The sequence below is a fragment of the Mesorhizobium waimense genome (assembly GCF_003601975.1).
Classification (GTDB): domain Bacteria; phylum Pseudomonadota; class Alphaproteobacteria; order Rhizobiales; family Rhizobiaceae; genus Mesorhizobium; species Mesorhizobium waimense.
Window position 1 is genome coordinate 1 of the sequence record NZ_QZWZ01000128.1, and the last position, 2,788, is coordinate 2,788.

2 protein-coding genes and 2 pseudogenes are annotated in these 2,788 nt (G+C 61.4%); 2 read left to right on the top strand and 2 right to left on the bottom strand.

The window, feature by feature from the left end; all coding sequences use genetic code 11:
* Window positions 1-97 (top strand): annotated as a pseudogene (locus D3227_RS40005) (IS5/IS1182 family transposase); the annotation flags it as partial.
* Window positions 98-296: 199 nt separating this feature from the next.
* On the opposite strand, the gene D3227_RS44005 reads toward D3227_RS40005, so the two are convergent.
* Both D3227_RS44005 and D3227_RS40015 read right to left on the bottom strand, forming a co-directional pair.
* Window positions 297-425: a hypothetical protein gene (locus D3227_RS44005; protein WP_281035077.1), complete on the bottom strand. Its 129-nt coding sequence runs from the start codon at window positions 423-425 to the stop codon at window positions 297-299.
* 1,051 nt (window positions 426-1,476) lie between these two features.
* Window positions 1,477-2,165, bottom strand: a pseudogene (locus D3227_RS40015) (transposase); the annotation flags it as partial.
* An 89-nt stretch (window positions 2,166-2,254) separates the two neighbouring features.
* Between D3227_RS40015 and D3227_RS41425 the strand changes: the two are divergent.
* Window positions 2,255-2,752: a hypothetical protein gene (locus D3227_RS41425; protein WP_147377828.1), complete on the top strand. Its 498-nt coding sequence runs from the start codon at window positions 2,255-2,257 to the stop codon at window positions 2,750-2,752.
* Window positions 2,753-2,788: the final 36 nt, after the last annotated feature.

Sequence of the window (2,788 nt, forward strand, 5' to 3'; positions counted from 1 at the left end):
GCTGGCAAAGGACTTCGAGCGATCAATCGAATCCGCACAGGCGTGGATCTACATCGCAAACATTCGCATGCTCACCCGAAGGCTCGCAAGGGCATGAAAACACGACGGTCATTCTGATTCAGACACTAAAAGATATCGTGCCTTGGCCAGGCGATCTCCTCCAACGGCAATATAGCCGCAGATGCCGAGCAGCGCCCTCTCCTCTTCCCGGCTGGTTCTGGCGCGGTCGCCGCTGCCACCGCCTATCTCGTGCAGGGCTTTGCCGAACTCAGCATAGGCTGTCTTTTGCGCCCCAATCAGTGCTCGCAGAAAGCTGGACGGCTTTTGGTCTCAGCTCGGACGCTCAGCGCCGTTGCCGTCATCGACGAGGCGACGACTGCGTTGCCGGACTGGAGGAGCAAGGCGCGGCGGTCGATCCTAGACATCGCAAGCTCTCCCATTTGCTTTGATGGCGATCAGGCCAGTGGCGTGAAACCATCAAAGCGTAACACGACGGTTTGCGCATTCGTGTCAGGATCAACAGACCCAAGCAGCCGAGAACCAGTGCGGCTGGGCGATGCGTAGCGCCTGCATCTCGGATATGATGCCGTGCCCGACGAACACTCCGACGGAGGCTTGGATTTGAGGGCGGACGTGTCGCGACTGGCTCGCTTCCACTGAGCGTGAAGGCAATGCGGAGGATGGCGCCAGCCACAAGCCTGCGCTCGGCCGCCATCCTACGGCCGGCGCTGGCGACGTCGGCTCCACGGGCCGAAGTGACGCCCCCCCTGCTGCAGCGAGCAGTTCGCCGATCGCGGGCCACCTCAGGCTAGGTCGGCGAGTTGCTAACGTAGTCTACCCAACTGCTCGATATCGACGGCCACCTCAAGAACAATCTCTGACCACGCCCACCTTTACCTGCCCCAGCCCCCACCAACGCCAGCCGGGCGGCCACACATCGCGCTAAACTACGGACGAAGAACGAAAATCGACGATCTTGGGAGGTGCAGGAAAAACCCACACCTCGCGAAAAATGGGAATAACCTATTGGAATAACACAACCGCCACAGCCCGCACCTCGCGGCCTTTTATCTAGCCATCTTATTCGGTTGTGTTTGGCGATACTTTGTGGCCATCGTCGTTTCTCCTCTAGGAGGCAATAATATACGAATCTATGCTCTGCGCTACGATTCCGCTCTTGGGCGTCGAGTTCCGATGCGCCGTGCAATCTTCCGCGCTCTGCGACGGGGTGTTTTGGCTGCACGAATGCAGCGCTCGAACCGTCGTGGCGCACTTTTCCATCGGACTGACGGAGCATCGTCACAGGCAATCGAGCGCGGTCCGGCCGTCTCGCGATCGGCGCGGCCGCAGGCAGGATAATTTGCGTTCCGTCGTTCCTGGTCTGCATCGGTCCTCATCCGCCGAGGCGGATCTCCTTAGCTCAGATGGCATCCGTCAGCGTACCGGCGCCATGCGTTTCAATTGCCGCCGCACCGCTCATCGATGCGCTCCCAGCAGCTTGTGGTCCTTGACCTGCGCACGCCGGGCGGCGTCGGCCCCGCTCGCGGCCAGATCGCCGACGTAGAACGTGCCATCGCTCCACATGGCGTGCATGATCACCGCCAGCTTGCGCGCTACCGCGACGCAGGCCTTGCGGTGGCAGGAGCGTTTGGCGATCTCCTTGCCCCAGCTTTTGACCTTGTCCTTGCCCTTGAAGCGCGTCATCAGGCCTGACGCCGCCTCGTAAAGTGCGCCGCACGTCCGCGTCGCCGGCCTTCGAGATGCGGCCCTGAACGTCGATCGAAGCGCCTGACTGCCAGCGCCGCCAGGTTAGCCCGAAGTAGGCGGCGACGTCGCGCGAGCGGCGAAAGCGCGTGGGATCGTCGATCGCCGTCATGAACGAGAGCGTCATCACCGGACCGACGCCGGGGATGGCCATGAAGGGCCGGCATGGCTCGCTACGCGCCACCATTTTGACGACGAGATCGTACAGTCGGCAATATTGTTTCTAACGCGCCGCGCACCGCCAGCATCGCGTCCAATAGTTCGCTCGGCAGCGGATCGTCCGCCACCGCCTGGCGCACCGCCCACTCGAACGCCCCGCATCCGTCCTTACCCAAGCGGGTGCCGAACGACTTCAGCGAGTGCCGAATGGCGTTCTCTAAATCGAGGAACTTGGCTTTCAGATTGCGAGATACTTGGCCGATCTTTGGTCGGAGTTCGCCGATCGGCGGGACTCAGATAAGATGGGCAGGAAAATGAAGGCCGCCCGAACATGGTTTCTGCAGAGCTTGTCGAAGCACGCGAGTTTGCGACCCGGCTGCGCGAAAATCTGCCGGCTCGTATCGACGCTGCCGCTTTAGGGGTTTGGTCCAAAGCGCCATTCCAATTGCTGTGCGCACGCGAAGCGCTGATCTGGCGGAGCGAAGAGCTGGCGCGCAATGCATGCAGTGCTCTTGAACGCGAGGACCTGAGCGTCGCCGCCCTTTTGACCCGAGCGCTTACCGAGAATGCTGCCCTGGTGTGGAAACTCTGGGAGATTCTCGATGCGCGGCACACCCATTCACCGCAAGACCTGAACGATCTGCTGATACGGCTGCTCGTAGGCTCACGCAAATGGCCCGATGGGCCACAGGCCGTACAAATCCTGAGCTGTATCGACCGCATGGACAAAGCCGTACCGGTAATTACCCACCCTTTCGATGCGGCACGGTGCGTCGTCACTCGTCGTCGATGTCCGGGTACTGCGGGGGAGCCTTGCCGATCTTGCTGACGATCCTCTGGTAATTGGCATCGGGCTGCGCCTGCC

Bases quoted from the DNA above. Each gene is read 5' to 3' on its own strand.
- D3227_RS44005 (WP_281035077.1), bottom strand. From the start codon at position 425: ATGTCTAGGATCGACCGCCGCGCCTTGCTCCTCCAGTCCGGCAACGCA.
- D3227_RS41425 (WP_147377828.1), top strand. From the start codon at position 2,255: ATGGTTTCTGCAGAGCTTGTCGAAGCACGCGAGTTTGCGACCCGGCTG.